This window comes from Myxococcales bacterium (assembly GCA_016717005.1).
Classification (GTDB): domain Bacteria; phylum Myxococcota_A; class Polyangia; order Haliangiales; family Haliangiaceae; genus UBA2376.
On sequence record JADJUF010000039.1, the window covers coordinates 574,189 to 595,392 of the forward strand.

A 21,204-nucleotide genomic window follows, 5' to 3' on the forward strand; every position below is an offset into this window, starting at 1 on the left:
CGCGCGCGCGTCGCTGGTCATCCCGCTCAGGCGAGATGATACAGCATCACGTAGACCGCCACGCCCGTGACCGAGACGTAGAGCCAGATCGGGTACGCCCACCGCGCGATCTTCGGGTGGCGATCGAACCGCCCCTTGAGCGCGAGCCACAGCGACCGCAGCACCAGCGGCAGCGCCACCACCGCGAGCAGCGTGTGGCTGCCGAGCAGCGCCAGGTAGAACGTCTTGGCCGCGCCGTGGCCGGGGTACCGGTGCGCGCCGGTGGTCGCGAACCGGATCACGTAGCTGACCAGGAACACCGCCGAGCAGGTCACCGCCGCCAGCATCGCCCTCTTGTGGAAGTCGAGCGCGCGCCGCTTGATCGCGACGCCGCCGGCGATCAGGAACACCGCCGACGAGCCGTTCATGACCGCGTTGAGCGCCGGGTGCAGCCGCGGCCACGGCCAGCCGGTCTGCACCAGCGCCGCGACGATCGGCACGATCGTCAGCGCCACGGCCAGCGCCAGCCACGCGAACGGCTGGCCGAAGAACGGCCGCGCCGGCGGCGCGCTCGGCGTCGCCTCGCTCACAGGCGCCCGTCCACGACCATCGCGGTGTAGACGGTCGGCAGGTACACGATCGACGCCAGGAACACCGACCGGGCCCAGCGCGCGTCGCCGCGGATCAGCCCGCGCGCCGCCAGCGCCGCGAAGCCGAGGCCGGCCGCGGTCGCGACGACGAGGTAGCCGCGACCGCAGACGCCCAGCGAGTACAGGAGCAGGCTCGCCGCCAGCTGCACCAGCGCGTACATGACGATCTCGATCCGCGCCGCCGCCATGCCGCGCGCGCCCGGCACGGTGATCAGCCCGGCCCGCTCGTAGTCCTTGAGCCGGTACAGCGCGATCGCGTCGAAGTGCGGGATCTGCCAGAAGAACAGCACCGCGAACACCGCGACGCCGCCGGCGTCGATCGAGCCGGTCACGCTGGTCCAGCCCATCAGCGCCGGCATCGCGCCCGGGACCGCGCCGACCCACAGCGCCAGGTGCGAGCGCTGCTTCATCGGCGTGTAGATCAGCACGTACGACACGAACGCGATCACCGCGAGCAGCCCGGTCAGCGGCCCGGCCGGTCCCAGCCCGAACGACAGGATCGGCACCGCGATCGCGGCCTGCGCCAGCCCGAACACCAGCGCGAACTCCGGCTCCATGCGCTCGGCCGGCAGCGGCCGGTCCTTGGTGCGCGCCATCCGACGATCGATGTCGCGCTCCAGGTACATGTTGAGCGTGTTGGCGGCGCCGACGATCAGCGAGGTGCCGAGCAGCAGCACCAGCGCGTGGGTCAGCACGAACGGGCCCGGCGCCAGGCTCATGCCGCCGGCGGCGGTGAGCAGCGCCATGAACGCGATGTTCGGCTTGACCAGCGCGACGACGTCGGCGAGGCCGCGGGGACGGTTGGCGAGCGTCACGGGACCATGCCTCCGGTGCCGCCGCCGGGCAGCATGCGCCGGCCCGAGCCGGTCGCGATCGCCGCGCCCAGCCACGTGCCCCACAGCGCGGTGGCGCCCGCGAAGTGCGCGACCGCGACCGGCACCGACCGCATCGTCAGCACCGTGTAGACGCCGAGCGTCACCTGGGCCGCGGCGATCATCGGCGCCATCAGCGCCAGGGTCCGCAGCGTCGGCCACGCGGCCGCGCGCTTCCAGACCTGCACGGCCGCCACCAGCGTGACGACCGCGGTCACGCAGCCGAAGCCGCGGTGGATCATGTGGATGCGCTGCACGAACGCGGCCGGCCAGTACTCGCCGAGGTTGCACGACGGCATGTCGAGGCACGCCAGCGTCGCCTCGAAGTGCCGCACCAGCGCGCCGAGCGTGAGCTGCACGAACAGGAACCCGAGCGCGATCTTGATCCAGCGCCGACCGTCACCGAGCGCGGCCAGCCGGGCGCGGTGCTGGTTGGCCTCCTCGGGCAGCGGCCCGACGACCGCGCGCGTGAGGTACGCGATGTAGAGCAACAGGCCGAAGTACGCGAGGCCGTGCAGCAGGTGCAGGGTCGAGACGAACCACGGCAGCTTGAACGCCACCGTGACCATGCCGAGCACGCCCTGGACGCACACCATCACCAGCGTCAGCACCGCGAGCCGACGCGCCGCGGGCCGCCGCCGCCACAGGGTGACGGTCAGCGCGATCTGCAGGAGCCCGAGGATCCACCCGAACTGCCGGTGGCCGTGCTCGAACAGCACGCCCCCCTGCATCGTCGGGAACAGCTGATCCTTGCAGCGCACGCTCCACTCGCAGGCCAGGCTCGAGCCGGTGGCGTTGACCGTGCCCCCGATGATCAACATCAGGAAGGCCATCAGGGCGACGAGCTTGGACAGGCGGTGCTCGAGCATAGGACTCGACGTGAGATGCGCCGAGGACGCCACCGGTACCACGACGATGGGCTGATCGCGCCAGGATCCACCGCCGCTGCGACAAATTGCCGCCGGCCGCGGCCCAGCTCATGATTTCCAGCGGTTGAATTGCGGGTCCGGGCCGCCGTGATGAGCGGGCGCGCACGCCGACCGCGGTCCGGAGGCGCGCTGTGCGGCGCTCCCTCCACCCGCGCGTCCTGGCGGGGACGTGACAAGGATCCCAGGTCCGGCGATTGCCGCTGGCCGGCCCCGGGCTGTACATTTACAGGGCCGGCCAGCGCCGGCTGCCCAGCCCGCATGCAACCTCCTCCCTGGGTTGAGAACACCCAACTCGGCGCGTTGCGCGCGGACGACCTGACCCATCCGGACTACGTGTTCCGGTACGGGCGGTACTTCTTCCGAACGCTCGGCGTCCACCTGGCCGCCGGCGGCATGGGCACGGTCTCGGAGATGGAGCGCCGGCTCGACGGCACCGGCCCGGTCGAGCTGGTGGTCGGCAAGACCTTCCAGACCCAGTACCTGAACCAGCTCCGGAGCGACGAGGTCACCCGGCGCGACCACGCGATCAACCAGAACGCGGTCGCCCGGATCGCCGCGCTGTCGCACCCGGGCCTCTTGCCGATCTACTGCGTCTCGCCGATCGCCGACAACTACCTGAACATCACGCCGCGCATGGGCGTGACGCTGCTCGAGGCGATCTCGCGCCACAAGCTGACCGCGCGCCAGCGCACCCAGCTGCTGATGCAGGCGCTCGACGCGCTCGGCCACCTGCACGAGGTGCGGCTGCTGCACCGCGACTTCACGCTGCGCAACGTCCTGCTCGACGAGCGCGCCGCGGTCGCCTACCTGTTCGACTTCGACCTGGCGCTGTCGCTCGACGACATCGCCGGCGGCACCTACGCCACCCACTACCGCGGGCGGGTGTTCGGCTCGCCCGGCTACTCGGTGCCGCCGGAGACCGTCGACCCGGGCCTGGCCGAGCTGCCGGTCAGCCCGACGATGGACATCTTCGCGGTCGGCGGCGCGCTGCACGCGCTGTTCACCGACGAGCTGCCCTACGGCAAGGCCGACGACATGTGGGGCCTGCTGATGCGGATCGGCGAGGGCATCGTCGTCGACGGCAAGAGCCGGGTCCACTACCCGGACACCGTGCCGCGGCCGCTGCGGCCGATCATCGAGCGCTGCCTCGAGCGCGACCCGTCGCAGCGCTACCAGCGGGTGGCGTCGATCATCGCCGACCTGCGCGCGGTCCTGCCCGATCTCGACGATCGCGCCGCCGACAGTCGGTTCTTCTTCTCGGCCACGATGGGCGCGCCCCAGGTCGATCGCCCGGCCCGCCTGCAGCAGGTCTACAACCGCCGCCGCGACGAGACCATCACCACGGCCGAGATCGAGCTGGCCGACGCCTCGCTCCACACCTGGGGCTACGAGCTGCAGAAGAGCCTGGGCCGCGTGAAGGGCCACCCGATCTTCGTCGCGACGCCCCGGCCCGACCTGCTCAGCGCCGGCAAGTTCCCCGACGCCAACACCTTCCCGAAGCTGGTCACGGTGATCGACCTGCACCAGCTGCCGGATCCGCGCGGGCTGGTCGACGCCTGGCAGCAGGTGTACCTGCCGACGCTCAAGAAGGTGCGGCGCGGGATGATGACCACGCTGCACAAGGTCATCCTCGACACCAACACCGGCTCGCTGCTGCTGTTCTCCGAGTTCATCGACGATCCCAAGTTCGGGGCCCAGCTGGCCGAGGTCGACCTGCACGTCGACGGCGCGCTCAGCCTGGCGTTCCTGATCACCCGCCAGGTCGCGCTGCTCCACGAGAACGGCATGGCCCACAACAACGTCCACCCGGGCGCGCTGTTGTTCAAGGCCGCCACCGAGACCCACATGGCCCAGCCGGCGATGATCGGCCTGGTCGAGCCGTCGCTGTCGTTCGAGTCGATGATCGCCGACACCCGCGCGATCGCGTCGATGGCGCTGTCGTGGCTGCGCCCGGCCCGGATCCTGGCGCTCAACGCCCGCACCCGGCCGCACTTCGACGCGCTGCGCGGCCGGCTGACGACGATCGCCACCGATCGCAACGACCAGCCCCGCATCGACGAGCTGCTCGCGACCATCTCCGACGGCCTCGCGATGGTCGACTTCAACTTCTCGGTGCTGCGCGACTCCGGCGGCGACCTCGAGGAGTACGCCCAGCTGGTGCTGTCGCACCGCGCGTACCACGTGCTCTGGCCCGAGCTGCACTGACTCGGCGGGGGCTTGCGTGAAACCAAACCTCCGAGCCCGGAGACCGGTCACGTCGGCACGAGCAGCCCGTTGCGCTCAGCCCAAGCTTCGAAGCCGCCCCCATCGCACGGGTACCTGGCACCACCGGCCGCGATCAACTCATCGACCAGCACGCGCGCCTCGCCGCCGCCGAGCTGCTTGCGGTTCAATCCGTCGGCGACGAGGCCGAGGGAACGCCGCACGGTCACCTCCCTCGACCGCGCGACGCTGACGGCGGCATTGTCGTCGATGATGGCCACGCCCGACGCCACCTGGGCCCAGGCGAGGAGCGAGGCTTCGCCGATGTTCCGGTCGCTCGAACCGAGCGCTCGAACGAAGTCGCTGAACGCGACGAGCTCGTCGAGGGTATCGACCGCCACGATCTCCAACCACGGCAGCGCCGGGACCTGGGCCAGCGCAGGACAGTCTGCGCGGCCTCGATCCAGCTCCCCGAGCACGGCGCGCGTCACCACCCGCCGGTGACCGTCCGTGAGGCGCTCGAGCGCGTCGAGTCGCCTCGCCCGCGCGAACGGGCTCAAGACCGAGCTATCGAAGCCGAGCGTCGGGGGCACCGCTCACTCCGGCAGCACGTCGAGCTCGGCCGTCATCGCGTCGAGGGAGAGCGGCCGCTCCGGCGGCAGGTCGCGCTCGCTGATCGTGCCGTGTAGCAGCTCGATCGCGCGGGTGGGTCCGATGCGGCCGCGCTTGAGCGCGCGCACCACCGCCGCCGCATAGCCGGGCGGCACCTGCGGCGCTTCGACGTCGCTGCGGACGCGCAGCTCGCGCTCGACCAGATCGAGCCCCGTCGGCGTCGCCGGCGCGACGGCGTCGTACTGGGGCGCCGACAAGCAGCCGACCCGCTGGAGCTGGGCGCACGCAGCCCCCCAGCTCAACCCGAACTCGACCGCGATGCGGATCGCCGCGTCGCGCGGAGCGTCGGGGCCCCCGTACTGCCGCCATCGCTGCTCGGCCGCCGGCCGCGGCAGCAAGAAGTGGATCGCGAAGGCGTTGATGACCTTCTCGCGCTCGGTCGCGCCGGCGCCGACGATCCACTCCGGCGCGAACTCGTCCGCTAGCACGTGATGACCGAGCTCGTGCGCGATCCTGAAGCGCCGGCGTCCGCTGCCGCCCGCGTTCCCGATCAACGCGACGCCGCCGCGACGGAGGGCGAGGTACGACCCCTCCGCCTGCGCTGGGCCGTCGTCCTGGAGCCCGAGCACGAACGCGTAGAGCCCGAGCCGTTCCACCAGCGCGACCAGCTCCCAGGCCGGCTCGTCGACCCGCAGCCCGGCCGCCTGCCGCGTCGTCAGCGCCACCGCCTCGGCAGCCGCCAGCGACTCGATCGCGGCCGGCTTCGCGTCGACTGGCTGCAGCGCGCCCATCTCGATGAGCTGTTCGACGTCCTGCGCCAGCGCCTGGAGCTGCCTGCGCCGCATCATGTCCTGCCGCCGCGGCGGCTCACGACCGAGGGGCGAGGTCAGGCAATCGACCGTCCGCTGCCCGCTCTCGATCTTCGTCACCACCGTGCGCTCGGCACCCAGCTCGGCCGCCAGCTCGAGTTGCGTCAGCCCGGCGGCCTTGCGGGCGTTCTGGACCCGCTTTCCAAAATCTTCCCAGGACTTGGCCATCGCAAGTGCGAAATTAGCACACTTACGCGCGCCTGTTCACCGCCGATCAGGCCGTCTGCGAGCGCTGGCGCGCCGACCTCGCCTGGCTCGCGGCGACGACGCGGCCAGGGCGACGCGGCTGACCCGCACGGCGTCGGAGCGTCGCCCCGGTCAGTTGACGCCGGCATCGCGGGTGAAGCAGTCTAACGTGGTGCCGCGGCACTCGCCGCCCACGCACGACGCGGTCCCGCGCGTTCAGTCGCACACGCCGCTGGCGCCGCCGACGCAGCGCGCCCGCCACTCCGCCGACAGCGCGGCCGCCGTCGGATCAGCGCTCCACGCCGCCACGTTCACGGGGTCGCCGCCGCACGACGACGACCACGACGCCCCGCAGCCGCAGGTCGGCCCGCCGCTGAAGTCGGACGGATAGTCGTACAACCCCTGGCGCCTCCTGCCGTGGCCGCCGCGCCCGCGGTCGCCACCTGAGCGCCGCGATCGGCGTGTCGGGTGACGCGTCGATCGCGCCGCCGGCGCCACCGTCGCACACGGCGACGGCGACGCGCCCGGCGTGCGCGTCGCGCCGATGCACCGGGTGAAGGGGCTCGACTTCACCCAGGTGGTCATGCACCTTCCTGCTGGCGGAGCCGGGCGACCCGCGCGAGCGCAGTCTCTACTACGTGGCGGCCACCCGCTGCCGCGGGTCGGTGACCGTGCTGCGCGGCGGCTGAGGCTGCGGGTGGCGCAAGTCCGCGAGCAATGTGCGGCACCGCGCGCGATCGGGGGCCCGCCGGGAACAAGCCGACGCGGCCGGCCGCCGCCCGCCGACCTGTTGATGTCGGCGGACGGTTCCGGCCGCGCGCCGCCCGTGCTACCGAGGCCCCGATGACGATCCGCGCGGTCCTGTTCACGGCGGCCCTGGCCGCGACCCTCGCCGCCTGTGGCGGCGCCGCCAAGCCGACCGTCGGCAACTCCGCCAGCGCCGACGCCGCCTACCCGGTCGCGGTGCTCGAGCCGCTCGAGCGCACGGTGCCGGCCACCGAGGACGAGCCCGACGGCACGGTCCGGCTGCCGCGGGTCACGGTGCCCGGCAACCCGACCGCGTCGGCCGCGATCACCGCCGCGCTCGGCACGCCCGCGACCGCCGACCAGCTCGACGCCCACGGCGAGGTCGGCATCGACTACGTCGTCGGGCACAACGCCGACGGCCTGCTCGACGTGCGGATCGTCCACGAGACCCTGGGCGCCTACGCCGACACGTACGAGGAGCACTTCCTGTTCGACACCACCACCGGCGCCCGCCTGACCGCGGCCCAGCTGTTCCGCGCCGACGCGCTGCCGACCCTGGCCGCGCGGGTCGACGCGCAGCTCCAGGCCGAGCTGACCGCCGCGCGCGCCGATCGCCCCGACTGCGTCGACGGCGACGACGACCCGTTCCACGGCGAGTTCACGGTCGCGCACCTCGACAGCGTCGGCGTCAGCGACGGCCGCGTCGGGTTCACCTACGACTACGACTTCCCGCACGTGATCGCGGCGTGCGAGCCGTCGGGTGGGTTCTGGTTCAAGCCGGCCGAGCTCGACGAGTACCTCGCGCCCGACAGCGCGCTGCGCCGCCTGGCGCGGTGACCGACCGGCGCCGCGCTACTCGTCGTCGCCCGCGTCGTCGTCGCCCGCGTCGTCGTCGCCCGCGCCGGTGTCGCACGCGAACGTGTCGCCCTCGCCGATCGCGCCGGCCTGGTCGAGGCAGTCGTAGACGTCGCAGCTGCCGCCACAGCCGGTGCAGGCCTCGAGCCAGGTCTGCTGGTGCGGCGTCAGGCCGGCCCAGGTGGCGCCGCACGCGCTGAGGCGGTCCGCGACCGCCGCGGTCAGCGCCGCCCGCTCGTCGGCCGACAGCTCGTCGTCGGACCGGTTGTCAAAGTCATCGCGGACCGCCTCGTCGGCGCAGCCCGAGTAGCCCTCACAGTACTCGGGCAGCGCGGCCGGCGCGGCGGTCGCGGCCGGCGCGGTCGCCGGGGCCGACTTCGAGGAGCCGCCGCACGCGGCGGCCAGGGCGAGGACGATCGGGAGCCACGAGGTGCGCATCGGCGCGAGCATGCCACGCCCGCGGCGGCTCAATCGACCCGGCGCACGCCGACGATCGGCCGCGCGCCGGCCTCGAGCTCGAGCACGAGGAAGTGCCGGCCGATGCCGTCCCACAGCTCGGGCCGCGCGCCGCCGCCGCCCGACACGTACGCCGGGATGCCGGCGTGCTCGAACGCGGCGTAGCTGTGGATGTGGCCGTACAGCGCCAGATCGACGCCGGCGTCGGCGAGCTTGCCGATCAGGCGGTGGGCGTCGCGGCGGCTGCGGAACGCGCCGTCGCGGATCCCGACCGGGTCGATCGGCGGGAAGTGCGTCAGGAAGACGTGGGTGCGGTCGGCCGCGCGCGCCAGCCAGGCGTCGACCTCGTCCTCGACCAGCGGATCGAGCCCGGCGTCGCCGCTGTCGGCGAACGTGAACGCGACGTCGCGGTAGACGAACTGGAACGTGGCGCGGCCGTAGCGGTCGAAGTAGCGGGCCGGGTCGGCCCACAGCTCGTGGTTGCCGAGCGTCGTGTAGAACGGCACCGGCAAGGTCGCGAGCTGGGCCTCGAACAGCGCGTACTCCTCGAGCCCGCTGCGCTCGGTCAGGTCGCCCATGCACACCACGAACCGGGGTGAGGTCGTGGCGATGGCCGCGAACACCTCGTCGACCGTCGGCAGGCCGGTCTGGATGTCGGCCATCGCGGCGATCCGGAACGGCCCCGGCCCCTCGGGCGCCGGCCCGACGGTGATGACGTGGCGCCCGGCGGTCAGCGCGACGTCGCGCACCAGCACGGTCGGCCGCGGCGCCGCGACCGCGGTCCCGATCGCGACCCCGGCCTCGCGCAGGTCGGCGTCGGGCAGCGCGTTGGCGACGGTGACGCGCCAGGCGCCGGCCGCGCTCACCGGCACGTCGATCGTCACCTCGAGCACCGGCGCCGACGCCCACAGCTCGAGCTGCCCCGGCGCCAGCGTCCGGATCGCCGCGAGCCGATCGGTGACCGCGACGGTGACGCCGGCGCTGGTCGCGACCCCGACCTGGCCGTCGGCGAGCGCGCGGTCCTCGCCGGGCCTGGTGCAGGCGGCGAGCGCGAGCGCCGCGCCGACGATGGTGGACAGCTTCATGGCAGACCTCGCCGGAGACCGATCGTGTTGACCCACGCGTTGCCGACCTCGGCCGACGCCGCCACCGTCCACACGCCGTCGACGACGACCTCGGCGGTGACGCCGACCGAGCCGAAGAACCCGGCGGCGCGGCCCGCGGCCAGGCCGCCGGCCAGCGTGTCGCGGCGATGATCGTAGAACGCCGCGACCTCCCCACGCGCGCACGGCAGGTACACGCCCCACGCGAAGCGGCTGATCAGCACGCCGGAGAGATCGCGATCGCCGGCGCGGTAGTCGACGAGCTCGAGCCCGAGGCCGGCGTCGAGATCGAGGAACGAGCCCGCGAGCGCGGGATCGAGCAGGTCGGCGGCCAGGCGGCCGTGCACCGCCAGCTCGCCGGTCGCGGTGGTGGTGCGCTCGTCGCGCGCGCGCGCCAGCTCGAGCGCGGTCCGCACGTCGATCGCCGTGCCGGTGTGGCGCGCGGTCGTGCGCCCCCAGGTCCGCGCGGCCCCGTCGAGCCGCGCGACGACCAGCGTGCCGTCGGCCGCGGCCGCGGTCCGGGCCGCGGCGCTCCAGCGCCCGGCGCGCGCGCGCCCGCTGACGCCCACGAGCGCGCGATCGCCGTGGTAGCCGTCGCGCAGCCAGGTGCTGTCGACGCCGACCTCGACCGCGGGCAGCGCCCGCGGCCCACCGCGCCGGCCGCCGGCCGCGGCCGCGATGTCCGCCCACCAGCCGCCCAGGAAGACGCCGACGCCGGCGGTCACCAGGTGCACGCTGGGCACGATCAGCTTGCCCGAGCCGTAGGTCGCCGCGAGCGGCACGCCGCCGACGAGCATCAAGCCCAGGCCGACCGCGCGCGTGGCCAGCACCCGCCGCGCCGCCCGCGGCTCGCGCGCGACGTACGTGCCCAGGCCCGGCACGATCACCCCGGGCACCACGGCCAGGCCGACCGCCGCGGCCCGCCGGCCCGCCGACAGCGCCGGCGTCGTCGGCGCCGGCGCCTCGTCGGCCCGGACCGCGGGCGTCGCGGCCAGCAGCGCCAGCGCGCACGCGACGCCGCGCAGCGCGAGGACGACGCGCGGGCGCGGGCGGGTCTCGACGGCCGCAGGCGGCAAGTCGCGCAGCGTAGCGCACCGCCGGGGCCTGGCCAGGGTCGCGCCGCGCGGGTGTGGCGCCGCCAGCCCCGGCGCGTGCGGCCGCGCGCGGTTCCAGGGCGGGATCGATTGAGCCGACGCGCGCGCGCCTCGTAGGCTCGCCCCACGATGCAACCTCAAGCGCCGCCCGGCCCGCCCGCGACCGTCGAGATCGAGCTGTCGTTCTTCTTCATGATGTGGGTGCTGTACCTGGTCACCCCGTCGATCTCGGTCAACGGCCTGGCCCAGCGGCGCACCTGGGGCACCCACACGTTCTCGCTGCCGCCCGGGCACTACGTGTTCGAGGCCTGGTACCCGTACCTGTTCACCTCGCGGACCTCGGTCGGCGGGCTGGCGCTGACGCTGGCGCCGGGCGGGCACTACAAGCTGCGCTACCGACCGGCCTGGCTGGTGTTCCTCGCGGGCTCGCTCAAGCTGATCGGCGCCGCGCAGCTGCCGCCGGCGAGCGTCCACCAGCTGCCCTGATTTCGCGCACCGGTTGCCGGGGAGGTCGGCGCCGCCGGCAAGGTCGGCGGCGCCGCGCGCCCGCCACCGCGCTGGCGCCGCCGCGGACGCGATCGCGGCGGTACGCGGTATGCAGCCACCCAGGGCATGCGGCCCATCGGTCCGCTCCTCCTCACGGCCTTCACGCTCCTCGGCGCCACCGCGGCGGGCTGCGTGCGGGACGAGGAGCGCCAGGTCAGCGTCACCTTCCACGTCTGGTGCCAGGTCGTGACGCCGGGCGGGACGCCGGTCGACGGCCAGCTCGTGACCTTCGCCGCGATCAAGGTCGGCTACGACGGCGCGATCGACCCGTCGTCGCCGGTCGATCTCGGCGAGGCCACGATGTCGGGCGATCCCGCGCACCCGGGGTCGGCGACGTTCGAGCTCGGGTACACCCTGCACCAGCTCGGCGACGATCAGGAGTACGCGGCGCTGGCGTGCACCACGATCGTGCCGGGCGCCGACAACGACGTCCACGTCGGCTTCGAGTACACGTTCGAGCAGGCGCGCGCGGCACCGACGATGGTCGAGCGCACGCTGATCTTGCGGCTGCCGTGACCTCGCCCCGCCGCGGGCGTGGCCGGTCGCCCGCGGACGTCAGTCCTTGAGGAACACCATCGGATCCTCGGGCCACGCGTGCCGGGGATAGCGGCGCATGAGCTGGCGGCGCAGGTCGGGGTAGTGGCGCTGCCAGAAGCCCGGCAGGTCCTGCGTCACCTGCACCGGCCGCTGGTTGGGCGCGAGCAGGTGCAGCACCAGCGCGACCCGGCCGCCGGCGACCATCGGCCCGCGCGGCGCGCCGAAGAAGTCCTGCAGCCGCGACGCGATCCACGGCGCGCGATCGAGCTCGTAGTGGATCTGCACCCGCCGGCGGCGCGGCAGCTCGGCGTGGGTCGGCGCGATCCGATCGAGCTGCGCGCGCAGCGGCGCGAGGTCGGCGTCGAGCAGCTGCAACAGGTTGGCCTTGCGCAGCTCGGCGAACGACGCCATGCCCTCGCACGCCCGCGCCAGCGCCGCGGTCAGCGCGGCGTCGTCGGGCGGCGCCAGCTCGGGCAGGTGGGCGGCGGCGAAGGTCAGGCGCGCGCGCCAGGCCGCGAGCGCGTCGGCGTCGACGAACCGCTCGATCCCGGCCGCCACGGCCTCGCGCGCGAGGACCGCCGCCGCGCGCGGATCGCGCCGGGCCGCGGCCGGGTCGACGCGCTCGTCGAGGATCACGCCGCCGTAGCTGGTGCGCTGGGCGCGCTCGACCCGCTCGGCCGCGCGGTTCCAGACCAGCTCGTCGGTGTCGACCACGCGCTCGGGGTCGAGGTCGAGCAGCCACAGCGGCTCGATCCGGCTGGCCCGACGCACGCTGACCTGGGTCTTGCCGGTCTCGCTCGCGTCGACCGCGACCACGAACTCGGCGCCCGCGGCGGTCGACAGCACCGACGACGGCGCCAGCGTGCCGGCGCCGCCGCCCGCGAACACCACGTCGGCCGACCGGCCGCGCCGGCGCGCGACCCGATCGGGGTAGCCGGCCAGGATCGCGTACAGCAGCGCTTCGTCGACGGCGGCGTCGTCGGGTGGACGCCGGCCGCCGCGGCGGGTCAGGCGCTCGAGCTGCTGCGCCGCGCGATCGACCGCCTGGGCCGTGGCGACGTCGAGGCCGGCGTCGCGCAGCGCGCCAGGCCGCATGCGATCGGCGCGCGCGCCCAGGAGCGCGTCGAGGTCCTCGATCAGATCGCTGTCGGCGGCGATGCGCGCCATGGCCCGGGGCCCGCGCTTCTCGAGCCGCAGCTCGCGCGCGCCCAGCAGCGCCGCGACGATCGCCCCCTCGCGCTCGACGCCGCGGGCCTCGGCCTCGATCAGCACGCGGGCCTGGCGCGGGTGGGCCGGGAACCGCAGCATGCGCTCGCCCACCGCCGTCAGCGCGCCGGCCCCGTCGATCGCGCCGAGCCGCTGCAGGAGCTCGTCCGCCGCGGCCGCGGCCACCGCCGGCGGCGCCTCGAACCAGGGCACGTCGGCCAGGCGCGCGAACCCGGCGGCGTGCAGCTCGAGCGCGGCCTCGGCCAGGTCGGCACGGGCGATCTCCGGCGCCTCCCGCGCCCGCCGGGTGTCGAAGTCGTGCCTGGTATAGAGGCGCAGCGCGCGGCCGGGCCGGGTGCGGCCGGCGCGGCCGGCCCGCTGGATCGCGCTGGCCTGTGAGATCGGCTCGACGACCAGGCTCGGCAGCCCCGACCACGGCGAGTGCCGCGCGACCCGGGCGGTGCCGGCGTCGATCACCGCCACCACGCCGTCGATGGTCACCGAGGTCTCGGCGACGTTGGTCGCCAGGATGACCTTGCGCCGCGGCGCCGGCGCGATCGCGCGGTCTTGCTCGTCGCTGGGCAGGTCGCCGTAGAGCGGCACGATCATCAGGTCGAAGGTCCCGGCCACGTCGGCCAGGTCCTCGCCGGCCCGTCGGATCTCCCCGGCGCCGGGGAGGAACACCAGCACGTCGCCGGTCAGGCCGTCCTGGCACATGCGGCGGATCGCGCTCGCGAGCTGCTTGCCCAGCGGCCGGTCGTCGGGCGCCGCCAGGTACTCGACGTCGACGGGGAACGCCCGGCCCTCGGACACCACCTGCGGCGCGTCGAGGAACGCGGCGATCGGGCCTGGGTCGAGCGTCGCCGACATCGCCACGATCTTGAGGTCCGGCCGCCGGGTCCGCCGCAGCCGCTCCAGCAGCGCCAGCGCCAGGTCGCCGGCGAGGTGGCGCTCGTGCAGCTCATCCAGGATGACGACGCCCGTCCCGCGCAGCTCGGGGTCGGCCAGGAGCCGACGGGTCAGCACGCCCTCGGTGACGAACCGGATCCGGGTCGCGCCGCTGACCTTGCGATCGAACCGCACCTCGTAGCCGACCTCGTCGCCCGGCCGGCCGCCGCGCTCGAACGCCACCCGGTTGGCCGCGAGCCGGGTCGCCAGGCGGCGCGGCTCGAGCACCACCACGTCCCCGGCGCCGGCCAGCCCAGCATCCAGCAACGCCCCGGGGACCCGGGTGGTCTTGCCCGCGCCCGGCGGGGCCACCAGGACCGCCGCGCCGCGGTCGCGGACCGCCTCGACCAGGTCGGGCAGGACGACGTCGATCGGCAGGGGAGCCAGGGGCATGGCGGCGCAGCCTACCCCACCTGTGCGCCTCCCCGACCTGATCGAATTGATCGCTTCGATGTCAGACCCGGGAGGTAAACCTCGTTACAGGGCGGGTACCTACCTATAGTAGCTCGTCCTTGACGGTACCCTACTGGTAGCGTAAGGAATCAATATGGCGAAGAAGCAGACCCGGCGGAGCATCAGTGTCAGCCGTTCGACCTATGAGCGCCTGAAGTCATTCTGTGAGACCAGCGGGATCTCGATGAGCCAGTTCGTGGAGAGCCGGGTCGGCGACTTCCTCGGTGAGGACGCGGGTGGGGTGGTCTCAGCGAGCGCCGCTGGCCTCGCGAGCAACTCGACCGTCGGCAGCGATCGCCTCGGGCGGGCCCAGCCCAGCGCGGCCCCCGCCGCCCGTCCGCAGCCCGCGCCGATGCGCCCCGCGGCAGCGCCGATGCGCCCCGCGCCCCGCCCGGCCCCGATGACCTCGGCCGCCGCGCGGTTCGCCGTCGACCCGCCGCCTCCGATCATCAAGAAGGCGGAGCAGGCGGCGCCCAAGGCGCCGTCGATGCCCAAGGCCGACCAGATCTTCACGTTTTGATAGAGAGGAGCTTACTGAGAGGAGCTTTCGAAAAGCTCCTCCCCCGGCATGCGCCGGGGCCCCCTCCTGAAACGGCCCGGAGCGTGCTGCGCGGGTCGTGCTTCGCCTCGGGGGCAGCTCCTGCCCCGGCATGCGCCGGGGCCCTGGCAGGGGCTGGGGTCTCCACGGTTGGAGGGCTCCGCCGATCCGCGGTGGCACGGCGAATGAAAACGGCCCGGAGCGTGCTGCGCGGGTCGTGCTTCGCCTCGGGACGGCGCGCCGGAGCTTTGAAAGCTCCTGCCCCGGCATGCGCCGGGGCCCAGGCAGGGGCTGGGGTCTCCACGCTTGGTGGTCGCCGCCGATCCGCGGTGGCACGGCGAATGAAAACGGCCCGGAGCGTGCTGCGCGGGTCGTGCTTCGCCTCGGGGGGGGCGCGCCAGCTCCTCCCCCGGCATGCGCCGGGGCCCAGGCAGGGGCTGGGGTCTCCACGGTTGGAGGGCTCCGCCGATCCGCGGTGGCACGGCGAATGAAAACGGCCCGGAGCGTGCTGCGCGGGTCGGCTTGCCGGGACGGCGCGCCGGAGCTGAAAGCTCCTGCCCCGGCATGCGCCGGGGCCCAGGCAGGGGCTGGGGTCTCCACGGTTGGAGGGCTCCGCCGATCCGCGGCTACTTGATCGACGCGGTCAGGCGCACGGCGTTGGCGCCGTCGATCATCGAGTTGTAGGCCTTGATCGCGGCCTCGTGCTCCTTGGCGATGGCCTCGGGCTTGGCCTTGGGGTCGGCGATCTTGGCGGTGAGGCGCTGCACCGCGTCGCGGTACCAGCCGGCCCGCGTCAGGAACTGGGTGTAGCCGCCCTGGTAGAGCACGTCGTAGATCTTGCGGTTGGTGCGGTTGCCCTCGACCAGCGCGGTCGCGCTCTCGAAGACCTCGACGAACGCCGCGAGCTGCGCGTCGATCGCGGCGCCGTCGATCGGCGTGGCCTCCATCGCAAGGTCGATCGCGCGGATCAGGAGCTTGCCGTCGATGATCGTGCGCTCGTAGTGGTAGCGGAGCTTCTTGCCGTACTTCTTCGTCGTCGTGGCGAGTTGCTTGACCTCGCGCTCGTCGTTGAAGGCGACGACGAACCCGCGGACGTCGCGATCGGCCGCCGCGTACTCGTCCCACAGCGCGGTCAGCGTGGCGTGCAGCTCGAGGCCGCGCTTGCAGTCGTCGTCCTTCCACTGGCGCTTGAAGTAGTACTCGCTGGCCTCCGACGTCGGCTGCCACAGCGCGATCAGCGTCGTCACCATCTTGGTGGCGGCCGCGTCGACGGCGAGCTTCGGGCCCTTCTTGAGCGCCTTCAGGTAGCCGGGGAAGGTGGTGGTCTTCGCGGTGTCGCCGATCGCGCTGGGACCGCGGGCCTTGCTGGCCTTGCAGTCGGGGCCCTTGGTCAGGTCGACCCACGCGGCGTAGTCGCTGCGCTGCTTGTAGACGTACGACGACCAGTTGTTGAGGATGTCGACGTAGACGTTGATCTTGGCCTGCTTCGGATCGGGCTTGGCGTGGGCGACACCGACGCCGGCGATGAGCACGGACAGCGCGAGCACGAGGGGCCCCAGGACGCGGGTGGTACGCATGGGCGGCATCCTCGCCCGAACCCGGATGGCCGTGGGACGCCGTGCCGCCATGGTTCGCACGTTGCCACCTCCGGGAGTGCTCCCGATCATGGGGGGCCGCGAGGAACACTGGCCAACCGCACCGAGATGCCCTACGATCTTCTTGCGATCATGTCGCCGAGAACACCGGCCTTCGCCATCGCGCGAGTGAGCTGGGTGGGCTTCGAAACGGGCCGAAGCGCCCATCACGAAGGCCCGGCCACGGGAGCCGCTTGCCTGCGGGCCGTCCGCCGGGCTCTGGCCTATGCCAGGGGAGGAACGAAAGACATGCCGAGTACCAAACGTCGCTCTGAGGAGGGACGGCCGTAGCTGGCCGTCCGTCCGTCTGCAAGAGCAAGCGGGTCCGCTGCCGGATCCGTGCGCACTAGCTACGCGGGCTCGCTTCGGCGAGCCCGCGGTCTTTTCGGCGGCGATGGCGGCCGCCGCGGATCTGGGCTAGACACGCCGCGATGACCACCCGCCCGAGCACCACGCTCGAGACCTTCCCCAACCCGCGCCCGAGCCGCGGCTACGTGATCCACTTCGAGTGTCCGGAGTTCACGTGCCTGTGCCCGCTCACCGGCCAGCCCGACTTCGCGACCATCACGATCGCGTACACGCCCGACCAGCTGTGCGTCGAGCTCAAGGCGCTGAAGCTGTACCTGTGGAGCTTCCGCGATCAGGGCGCGTTCCACGAGGCCGTGACCAACCAGATCTGCGACGACATCGTCGCCGCGATCGCGCCGCGCTCGATCACCGTGACCGGCAAGTTCTGGGTCCGCGGCGGCATCACGACGACGGTCACCGTCACGGCGCCATAGCGCACCGCGCGCGCCGCGCGGTCACCGTCACGGCGCCGTGGCACGGCGCCGCGCGGCCGCGGTCACGGGACCAGCTGCTCGAGGAACGCGATGCCGTCGGCGTTGGCCTTGACCAGGCCCAGCGCCAGGTTGGCGGTGCGGCGCGCCATCACCGGCCCGCGCTCGGCGACCTTGCCCAGCGCCACCGTCGCCGCCGCCCGGCCGGCCTCGGTGCGGGCCAGCATCACGAACGCCGCGGCCGCGGCCAGCCGGCGCATCGAGTTGGTCTCGGCCCGCGCCAGCAGCTGCGCGAGCTGCTCGGGCGAGTTGACGACGGCGTAGGCCGCGCCCAGCGACCCGATCAGCGCGACCCGCACGTCGTGCGAGGGATCCGCGAGCAGCGGGGTGAGCAGCTTGACCGCCGCCGGCGCGTCGCGCTCGACCAGGCCGATCGCCGCCGCCGCCGCCTGGGCGCGCGCGCGCTCGGCCCGCGCGCCCAGCGCCCGGCCGAGCCGGGCCACGACCGCGTCCTTGGGCGCGACCCGCGCCAGCGTCGTCAGCGCGAGCTGGCGCAGCTCGGGATCGGGATCGCGCACGGCCAGCGCCAGCGCGCGATCGAGCTCGGCGGCGTCGAGCTTGTCCTGGCTGCCGCCGAGGCGATCGAGCACCGCCCGGCGGACCTGCGGATCGGCGTCGGCCAGCGCCGCCGCCACGGTCGCCGACACCCGGACGCCGGTCGCCAGCGCGGTGTCGACCGCCTCGACCCGCACCAGCGGTGACGAGTCGGCGATGGCCTGCTCGACCAGCTCGGTCGTGCCGATCGCGCGGCCGGTGCGCAGCAGCAGCAGCCGCTCCGACTCGTCGCCGGTGGCGAACGCCTTGATCAGCGCGGCGCCGGCGGTCTTGGGCGCCTCGGTCGCCAGCCCCGCGATCGCGCGGATCGCCACCGCGCGGACGTCGCGATCGCCATCGCCGATCAACGCGACCAGGCTGTCGCCGACGCCGGCCGACACCTTGCCGCCGCGCGCGACGGCCTGGGCCAGCACCCGCGCCGCCTCGACCCGGATCGACGCGTCCGGATCGCGGACCAGGCGGGTCGCGGCGGCGATGCCGCTGGCCCCGGGCTGGGGGCCGTCGGCGGCGCACGCGATCACCATCCGCCGCACCTCGGCCGACGGATCGTCGGCGACCTTGAGCAGCTGGCGCCGAGCCTCGGCGTTGCCGGCGGTGGCCGCCACGCACAGGCCCGCGGTGCCGATCGGGTGCAGCGCCGGATCCTCGGGCGTGCGCGCCGCGGCGACGAGGTAGTTCATGACCGGGCCCGGTTGCCGCCGCGCCATCTCGGCGAACACGGTCGCGGCCTCGCGCCGCGACCGGCCCTTGCGCTTCCACAGCTGGGCGATGCCGTCGATCGCCACGTTGGCGGACGCGCCGACCGCGGCGGTGTTGGCCAGGCCGCGGCACGCACCGACCGCGACCTCGAGCCGGTCGTTCTTGACCAGCTTGATCAGCGCCTCCTGGGCCGGGCGCCCGAGGAAGCCCGAGGCCTCGGCCGCCGCCGCGCGCACCTCGAACGACTCGTCCTTGAGCAGGCGCTCGAGCGCCGGCGCCGCCGCGGCGACGTGGGCGCGCGCGAGCTCACCCCACCCCAGCGTCACCGCGACCCGCATCGTGCGGCTGAGCCGCTCGCCCGCGAGGCGCTGGATCTCGGGCGCGGCCTCGGCCGGCGCCGCGCGCGCGTACAGCGGCACCACCGCGGCCCGCACCGCCTCGGCCCGGGCCGCCAGCGCGGCCTTGGCCGCGGGCGCCAGCGTCGGCGCGCCGCCGGTGCCGATGTCGAACTCCTCGAGCACGAGCTTGATCGCGAACACCCGCACGTCGGTGGTCGCGGCCTCGTCGCTCCAGACCTTCGACGCCGCCAGCGCCGCGTCGGCCGCGACCGCGCGCTCGCCGCGGATCGCGCGGCGGAGCTGGGCCTTGGCCCGATCGCGCAGCGCGGCGCCGGCGTCGGGATCGGCCAGGATCGCGGCCGCGTCGTCGACCGACGGCTCGACCTCGTCGGTCGGCGCGCCGGCGATCTCGAGCAACAGCTCGCGCCGCACCGCCGGCTCGGGATCGCGGCCGAGCGCCGCGTCGAACAGCGCGCGCGCCGCCGGCGCCGGCAACCGCCGCACCGCGGTGATCACGATCCGCCGCTGCTCGGGGTCGGCGGCCGACAGCGCCCGGACCAGCATCTCGCGGTAGGCGCCGTCCTGGCGCAGCGCGGCCGCGCCCGCGACGGTGATCGCCGCCTGGCGCAGCGCCGGCGACGGCTTGGCCAGCGCCGCCTCGACGACCCGGACCTCGGCGTCGGCGCCGCGGGCGATCGGCGCGACCGCGGTCAGCAGCTCGGCCAGCTCGTCGTCGGTGGCGGCCAGCTTGGCGACGGCCTCGAACCGGGCCGCGTCGCCGGTGGCGGCGTAGGCCAGGAGCGCGGCCAGGCGCGGCTCGAGCACGTCGTCGAGCGAGCCGCCCCAGCCGCCGAGGCTGGCGACCACGTCGCGGTCGCGCAGCCGGCCCCAGGCCTCGGGCGCGATCATCGCGCGCGACAGGCCCGGATCGGCGATCACGTCGCCGAAGCCGGGCGAGCTCGGCAGCCAGTCGAACGCCGCGAGGCCCGGGCGCCCGGCCCGCACGACCACGCGGTCACCGCCGGCGCGGGTGTCGACGTCGAGGTAGGCGTGGCCGCGCTGCGCGGCCCACAGGGCGATCAGCAGCGCCACCGGCGCCGCCGCGGCGGCGATGCCGACGTTGCGGAAGAACCGGCGCGAGCGCGCCAGCACCGCGCGCTCGCCGGCCGTCGTCGGCGCGATGCCCTCGCGGTAGATCGCCCACAGCTCAGCGGCGCGCAGGCGGGCGCCGGCCTCGGCCTTCTTGCCGAGCAGCTCGTGGCCGCGCCGGGCCAGCGCCCGCTCGACCGCGGTCAGGTCGCGCACCGGCGCGATCAGCACCTCGTGCGCGAGCTGCCACCGATCGCCGATCGCGACCGCGGCGCCGCGCTCGGCCACGCCGCGCAGGCAGCCGTCGACGGTCGCCGGCGCCAGCGCGAGGCGCTCGGCGATGGTCGCCGCCGCCACCGGCCCCGCGGTCAGCTCGCCGAGCACGCGCAGGCCGGTGCGGGGATCGCCGCCGGCGCGGGCCGCGCCGCCGAGCCACGTCCGGACCAGCTCGCTGACGCCGCCGAGCTTGCGCAGCGCGGCCGGCGACGAGATCCGCTGGTCGCGCAGCGCGCACGCGAGCAGCTGCAGCTCGGCCGGCAGGACCCCGCGGTCGCGGTGGAGCGCCGCGGCCACGGCCTCGACCAGCCCGGCCTCGACCGGGACGCCGGCGTCGGCGAGGACCCGGCCGAGCACGTCGCTGGCGATCGCCGTCGTGAACCGCCCCAGCTCGAAGCGCGCGGTCGGCGGGAACAGCGAGCCGGTGCGGCGCTCGAGCAGATCGAGCACGTGGACCCGCGCGCTGGCGCACGCGAACACGAACCGCGCGCGCCCGCCGGACCGACCGACCACGCGCGCGTAGACCTCGTTGAGCTCGGTGACGACCGCCTCGCCGCCGTGGGTGATCACGTCGTCGACGTCGTCGATCACGAACAGCGCCAGCTGCCCCGGCGCCAGCCCCGCGACCACCCGCGCCAGGTACGCCGACGCCGCCTCGCCCGGGGTCGTGCGCGGGCCCGCCTCGGCCATGGCCCGGGCCAGGGCGTCGGCCGGCGCGGCCGGATCGTCGGCCACGACCACCGCCACGCCCTGCTCGCGCAGCTCCGGGATCACCGCCGCGTGCAGGAGCGAGGTCTTGCCGACCCCGGCCTCGCCGTACAGCAGCCCGGCGCGGAAGCTGTCGCTGGTGATCGCGCGCACCAGCTCGTCGCGCTCGGCGTCTCGGCCGAGCAACGCGCCGCGCTCGGCCTCGCCATAGGGCGAGACGCCACGCAGGGCCGTGAGGGCGGGAGCCAGGACCACGGGCGGCACTATACCGGTGGCGGTCGCGC

General features: G+C 74.4%; 18 protein-coding genes. 6 read left to right on the top strand and 12 right to left on the bottom strand.

Translation table 11 applies throughout. The features are described from left to right. Positions 1-26 precede the first annotated feature (26 nt). From IPL61_33445 to IPL61_33455, 3 genes are all read right to left on the bottom strand, one after another. The gene (locus IPL61_33445; GenBank protein MBK9036095.1) at positions 27-407 is read right to left on the bottom strand and encodes a DUF420 domain-containing protein; all 381 of its coding nucleotides are present in this window, start codon (positions 405-407) and stop codon (positions 27-29) included. Positions 408-565: 158 nt separating this feature from the next. After that, entirely contained in the window at positions 566-1,375 is an 810-nt protein-coding gene (gene cyoE / locus IPL61_33450) for a protoheme IX farnesyltransferase (protein MBK9036096.1), read from the bottom strand. 65 nt (positions 1,376-1,440) lie between these two features. Further along, a complete protein-coding gene (locus IPL61_33455) occupies positions 1,441-2,370 on the bottom strand; it encodes a heme A synthase (protein MBK9036097.1) in 930 nt (309 codons plus the stop codon). A 318-nt stretch (positions 2,371-2,688) separates the two neighbouring features. On the opposite strand from IPL61_33455, the gene IPL61_33460 reads away from it, so the two are divergent. Continuing rightward, the gene (locus tag IPL61_33460; GenBank protein ID MBK9036098.1) at positions 2,689-4,635 is read left to right on the top strand and encodes a protein kinase; all 1,947 of its coding nucleotides are present in this window, start codon (positions 2,689-2,691) and stop codon (positions 4,633-4,635) included. Positions 4,636-4,682: 47 nt separating this feature from the next. Here the strand turns inward: IPL61_33460 and IPL61_33465 are convergent, their stop codons facing one another. The 3 genes from IPL61_33465 to IPL61_33475 form a co-directional block, all read right to left on the bottom strand. After that, entirely contained in the window at positions 4,683-5,225 is a 543-nt protein-coding gene (locus IPL61_33465) for a hypothetical protein (protein ID MBK9036099.1), read from the bottom strand. A 3-nt stretch (positions 5,226-5,228) separates the two neighbouring features. After that, entirely contained in the window at positions 5,229-6,281 is a 1,053-nt protein-coding gene (locus IPL61_33470) for an ImmA/IrrE family metallo-endopeptidase (GenBank protein ID MBK9036100.1), read from the bottom strand. A gap of 234 nt (positions 6,282-6,515) precedes the next feature. After that, positions 6,516-6,698, bottom strand: a complete 183-nt coding sequence (locus IPL61_33475; GenBank protein MBK9036101.1) for a hypothetical protein — start codon at positions 6,696-6,698, stop codon at positions 6,516-6,518. Positions 6,699-7,142: 444 nt separating this feature from the next. On the opposite strand from IPL61_33475, the gene IPL61_33480 reads away from it, so the two are divergent. Then, a complete protein-coding gene (locus IPL61_33480; GenBank protein MBK9036102.1) occupies positions 7,143-7,883 on the top strand; it encodes a hypothetical protein in 741 nt (246 codons plus the stop codon). A 15-nt stretch (positions 7,884-7,898) separates the two neighbouring features. Here the strand turns inward: IPL61_33480 and IPL61_33485 are convergent, their stop codons facing one another. The 3 genes from IPL61_33485 to IPL61_33495 are packed head-to-tail and all read right to left on the bottom strand — an operon-like array spanning position 7,899 to position 10,536. Then, positions 7,899-8,339 (bottom strand): hypothetical protein, encoded by a 441-nt coding sequence (locus IPL61_33485; GenBank protein MBK9036103.1) that lies wholly within the window; start codon positions 8,337-8,339, stop codon positions 7,899-7,901. A 29-nt stretch (positions 8,340-8,368) separates the two neighbouring features. Then, complete coding sequence (locus IPL61_33490; protein ID MBK9036104.1) at positions 8,369-9,442, bottom strand: metallophosphoesterase; 1,074 nt, start codon at positions 9,440-9,442, stop codon at positions 8,369-8,371. Further along, entirely contained in the window at positions 9,439-10,536 is a 1,098-nt protein-coding gene (locus IPL61_33495; protein MBK9036105.1) for a hypothetical protein, read from the bottom strand. Before IPL61_33495 ends, IPL61_33490 begins: the two co-directional genes overlap by 4 nt. 147 nt (positions 10,537-10,683) lie before the next feature. Here IPL61_33495 and IPL61_33500 point away from each other — a divergent pair, with 147 nt between their 5' ends. Continuing rightward, complete coding sequence (locus IPL61_33500; GenBank protein ID MBK9036106.1) at positions 10,684-11,040, top strand: hypothetical protein; 357 nt, start codon at positions 10,684-10,686, stop codon at positions 11,038-11,040. Between the two features lie 126 nt (positions 11,041-11,166). After that, a complete protein-coding gene (locus IPL61_33505; GenBank protein ID MBK9036107.1) occupies positions 11,167-11,616 on the top strand; it encodes a hypothetical protein in 450 nt (149 codons plus the stop codon). Between the two features lie 39 nt (positions 11,617-11,655). Here the strand turns inward: IPL61_33505 and hrpB are convergent, their stop codons facing one another. Beyond that, positions 11,656-14,184 (bottom strand): ATP-dependent helicase HrpB, encoded by a 2,529-nt coding sequence (hrpB, locus tag IPL61_33510; protein ID MBK9036108.1) that lies wholly within the window; start codon positions 14,182-14,184, stop codon positions 11,656-11,658. Between the two features lie 154 nt (positions 14,185-14,338). Here hrpB and IPL61_33515 point away from each other — a divergent pair, with 154 nt between their 5' ends. Next, the gene (locus tag IPL61_33515; protein ID MBK9036109.1) at positions 14,339-14,764 is read left to right on the top strand and encodes a hypothetical protein; all 426 of its coding nucleotides are present in this window, start codon (positions 14,339-14,341) and stop codon (positions 14,762-14,764) included. A gap of 644 nt (positions 14,765-15,408) precedes the next feature. Here the strand turns inward: IPL61_33515 and IPL61_33520 are convergent. Then, positions 15,409-16,359: a DUF3829 domain-containing protein gene (locus IPL61_33520; protein MBK9036110.1), complete on the bottom strand. Its 951-nt coding sequence runs from the start codon at positions 16,357-16,359 to the stop codon at positions 15,409-15,411. A gap of 488 nt (positions 16,360-16,847) precedes the next feature. Here IPL61_33520 and queF point away from each other — a divergent pair, with 488 nt between their 5' ends. Continuing rightward, on the top strand, positions 16,848-17,198 hold the full coding sequence (queF, locus tag IPL61_33525; protein ID MBK9036111.1) for an NADPH-dependent 7-cyano-7-deazaguanine reductase QueF: 351 nt from the start codon (positions 16,848-16,850) through the stop codon (positions 17,196-17,198). A 62-nt stretch (positions 17,199-17,260) separates the two neighbouring features. Here the strand turns inward: queF and IPL61_33530 are convergent, their stop codons facing one another. After that, positions 17,261-21,175, bottom strand: a complete 3,915-nt coding sequence (locus IPL61_33530) for a hypothetical protein (GenBank protein MBK9036112.1) — start codon at positions 21,173-21,175, stop codon at positions 17,261-17,263. Positions 21,176-21,204: the final 29 nt, after the last annotated feature.

What these genes read in the sequence shown, in the direction of transcription:
- hrpB (MBK9036108.1), bottom strand. Translation starts at nt 14,184, where the DNA reads ATGCCCCTGGCTCCCCTGCCGATCGACGTCGTCCTGCCCGACCTGGTC.
- IPL61_33460 (MBK9036098.1), top strand. Translation starts at nt 2,689, where the DNA reads ATGCAACCTCCTCCCTGGGTTGAGAACACCCAACTCGGCGCGTTGCGC.
- IPL61_33485 (MBK9036103.1), bottom strand. Translation starts at nt 8,339, where the DNA reads ATGCGCACCTCGTGGCTCCCGATCGTCCTCGCCCTGGCCGCCGCGTGC.
- IPL61_33490 (MBK9036104.1), bottom strand. Translation starts at nt 9,442, where the DNA reads ATGAAGCTGTCCACCATCGTCGGCGCGGCGCTCGCGCTCGCCGCCTGC.
- IPL61_33500 (MBK9036106.1), top strand. Translation starts at nt 10,684, where the DNA reads ATGCAACCTCAAGCGCCGCCCGGCCCGCCCGCGACCGTCGAGATCGAG.
- IPL61_33445 (MBK9036095.1), bottom strand. Translation starts at nt 407, where the DNA reads ATGAACGGCTCGTCGGCGGTGTTCCTGATCGCCGGCGGCGTCGCGATC.
- IPL61_33520 (MBK9036110.1), bottom strand. Translation starts at nt 16,359, where the DNA reads ATGCGTACCACCCGCGTCCTGGGGCCCCTCGTGCTCGCGCTGTCCGTG.
- IPL61_33505 (MBK9036107.1), top strand. Translation starts at nt 11,167, where the DNA reads ATGCGGCCCATCGGTCCGCTCCTCCTCACGGCCTTCACGCTCCTCGGC.
- cyoE (MBK9036096.1), bottom strand. Translation starts at nt 1,375, where the DNA reads ATGGCGCTGCTCACCGCCGCCGGCGGCATGAGCCTGGCGCCGGGCCCG.
- IPL61_33480 (MBK9036102.1), top strand. Translation starts at nt 7,143, where the DNA reads ATGACGATCCGCGCGGTCCTGTTCACGGCGGCCCTGGCCGCGACCCTC.
- IPL61_33515 (MBK9036109.1), top strand. Translation starts at nt 14,339, where the DNA reads ATGGCGAAGAAGCAGACCCGGCGGAGCATCAGTGTCAGCCGTTCGACC.
- queF (MBK9036111.1), top strand. Translation starts at nt 16,848, where the DNA reads ATGACCACCCGCCCGAGCACCACGCTCGAGACCTTCCCCAACCCGCGC.
- IPL61_33455 (MBK9036097.1), bottom strand. Translation starts at nt 2,370, where the DNA reads ATGCTCGAGCACCGCCTGTCCAAGCTCGTCGCCCTGATGGCCTTCCTG.
- IPL61_33470 (MBK9036100.1), bottom strand. Translation starts at nt 6,281, where the DNA reads ATGGCCAAGTCCTGGGAAGATTTTGGAAAGCGGGTCCAGAACGCCCGC.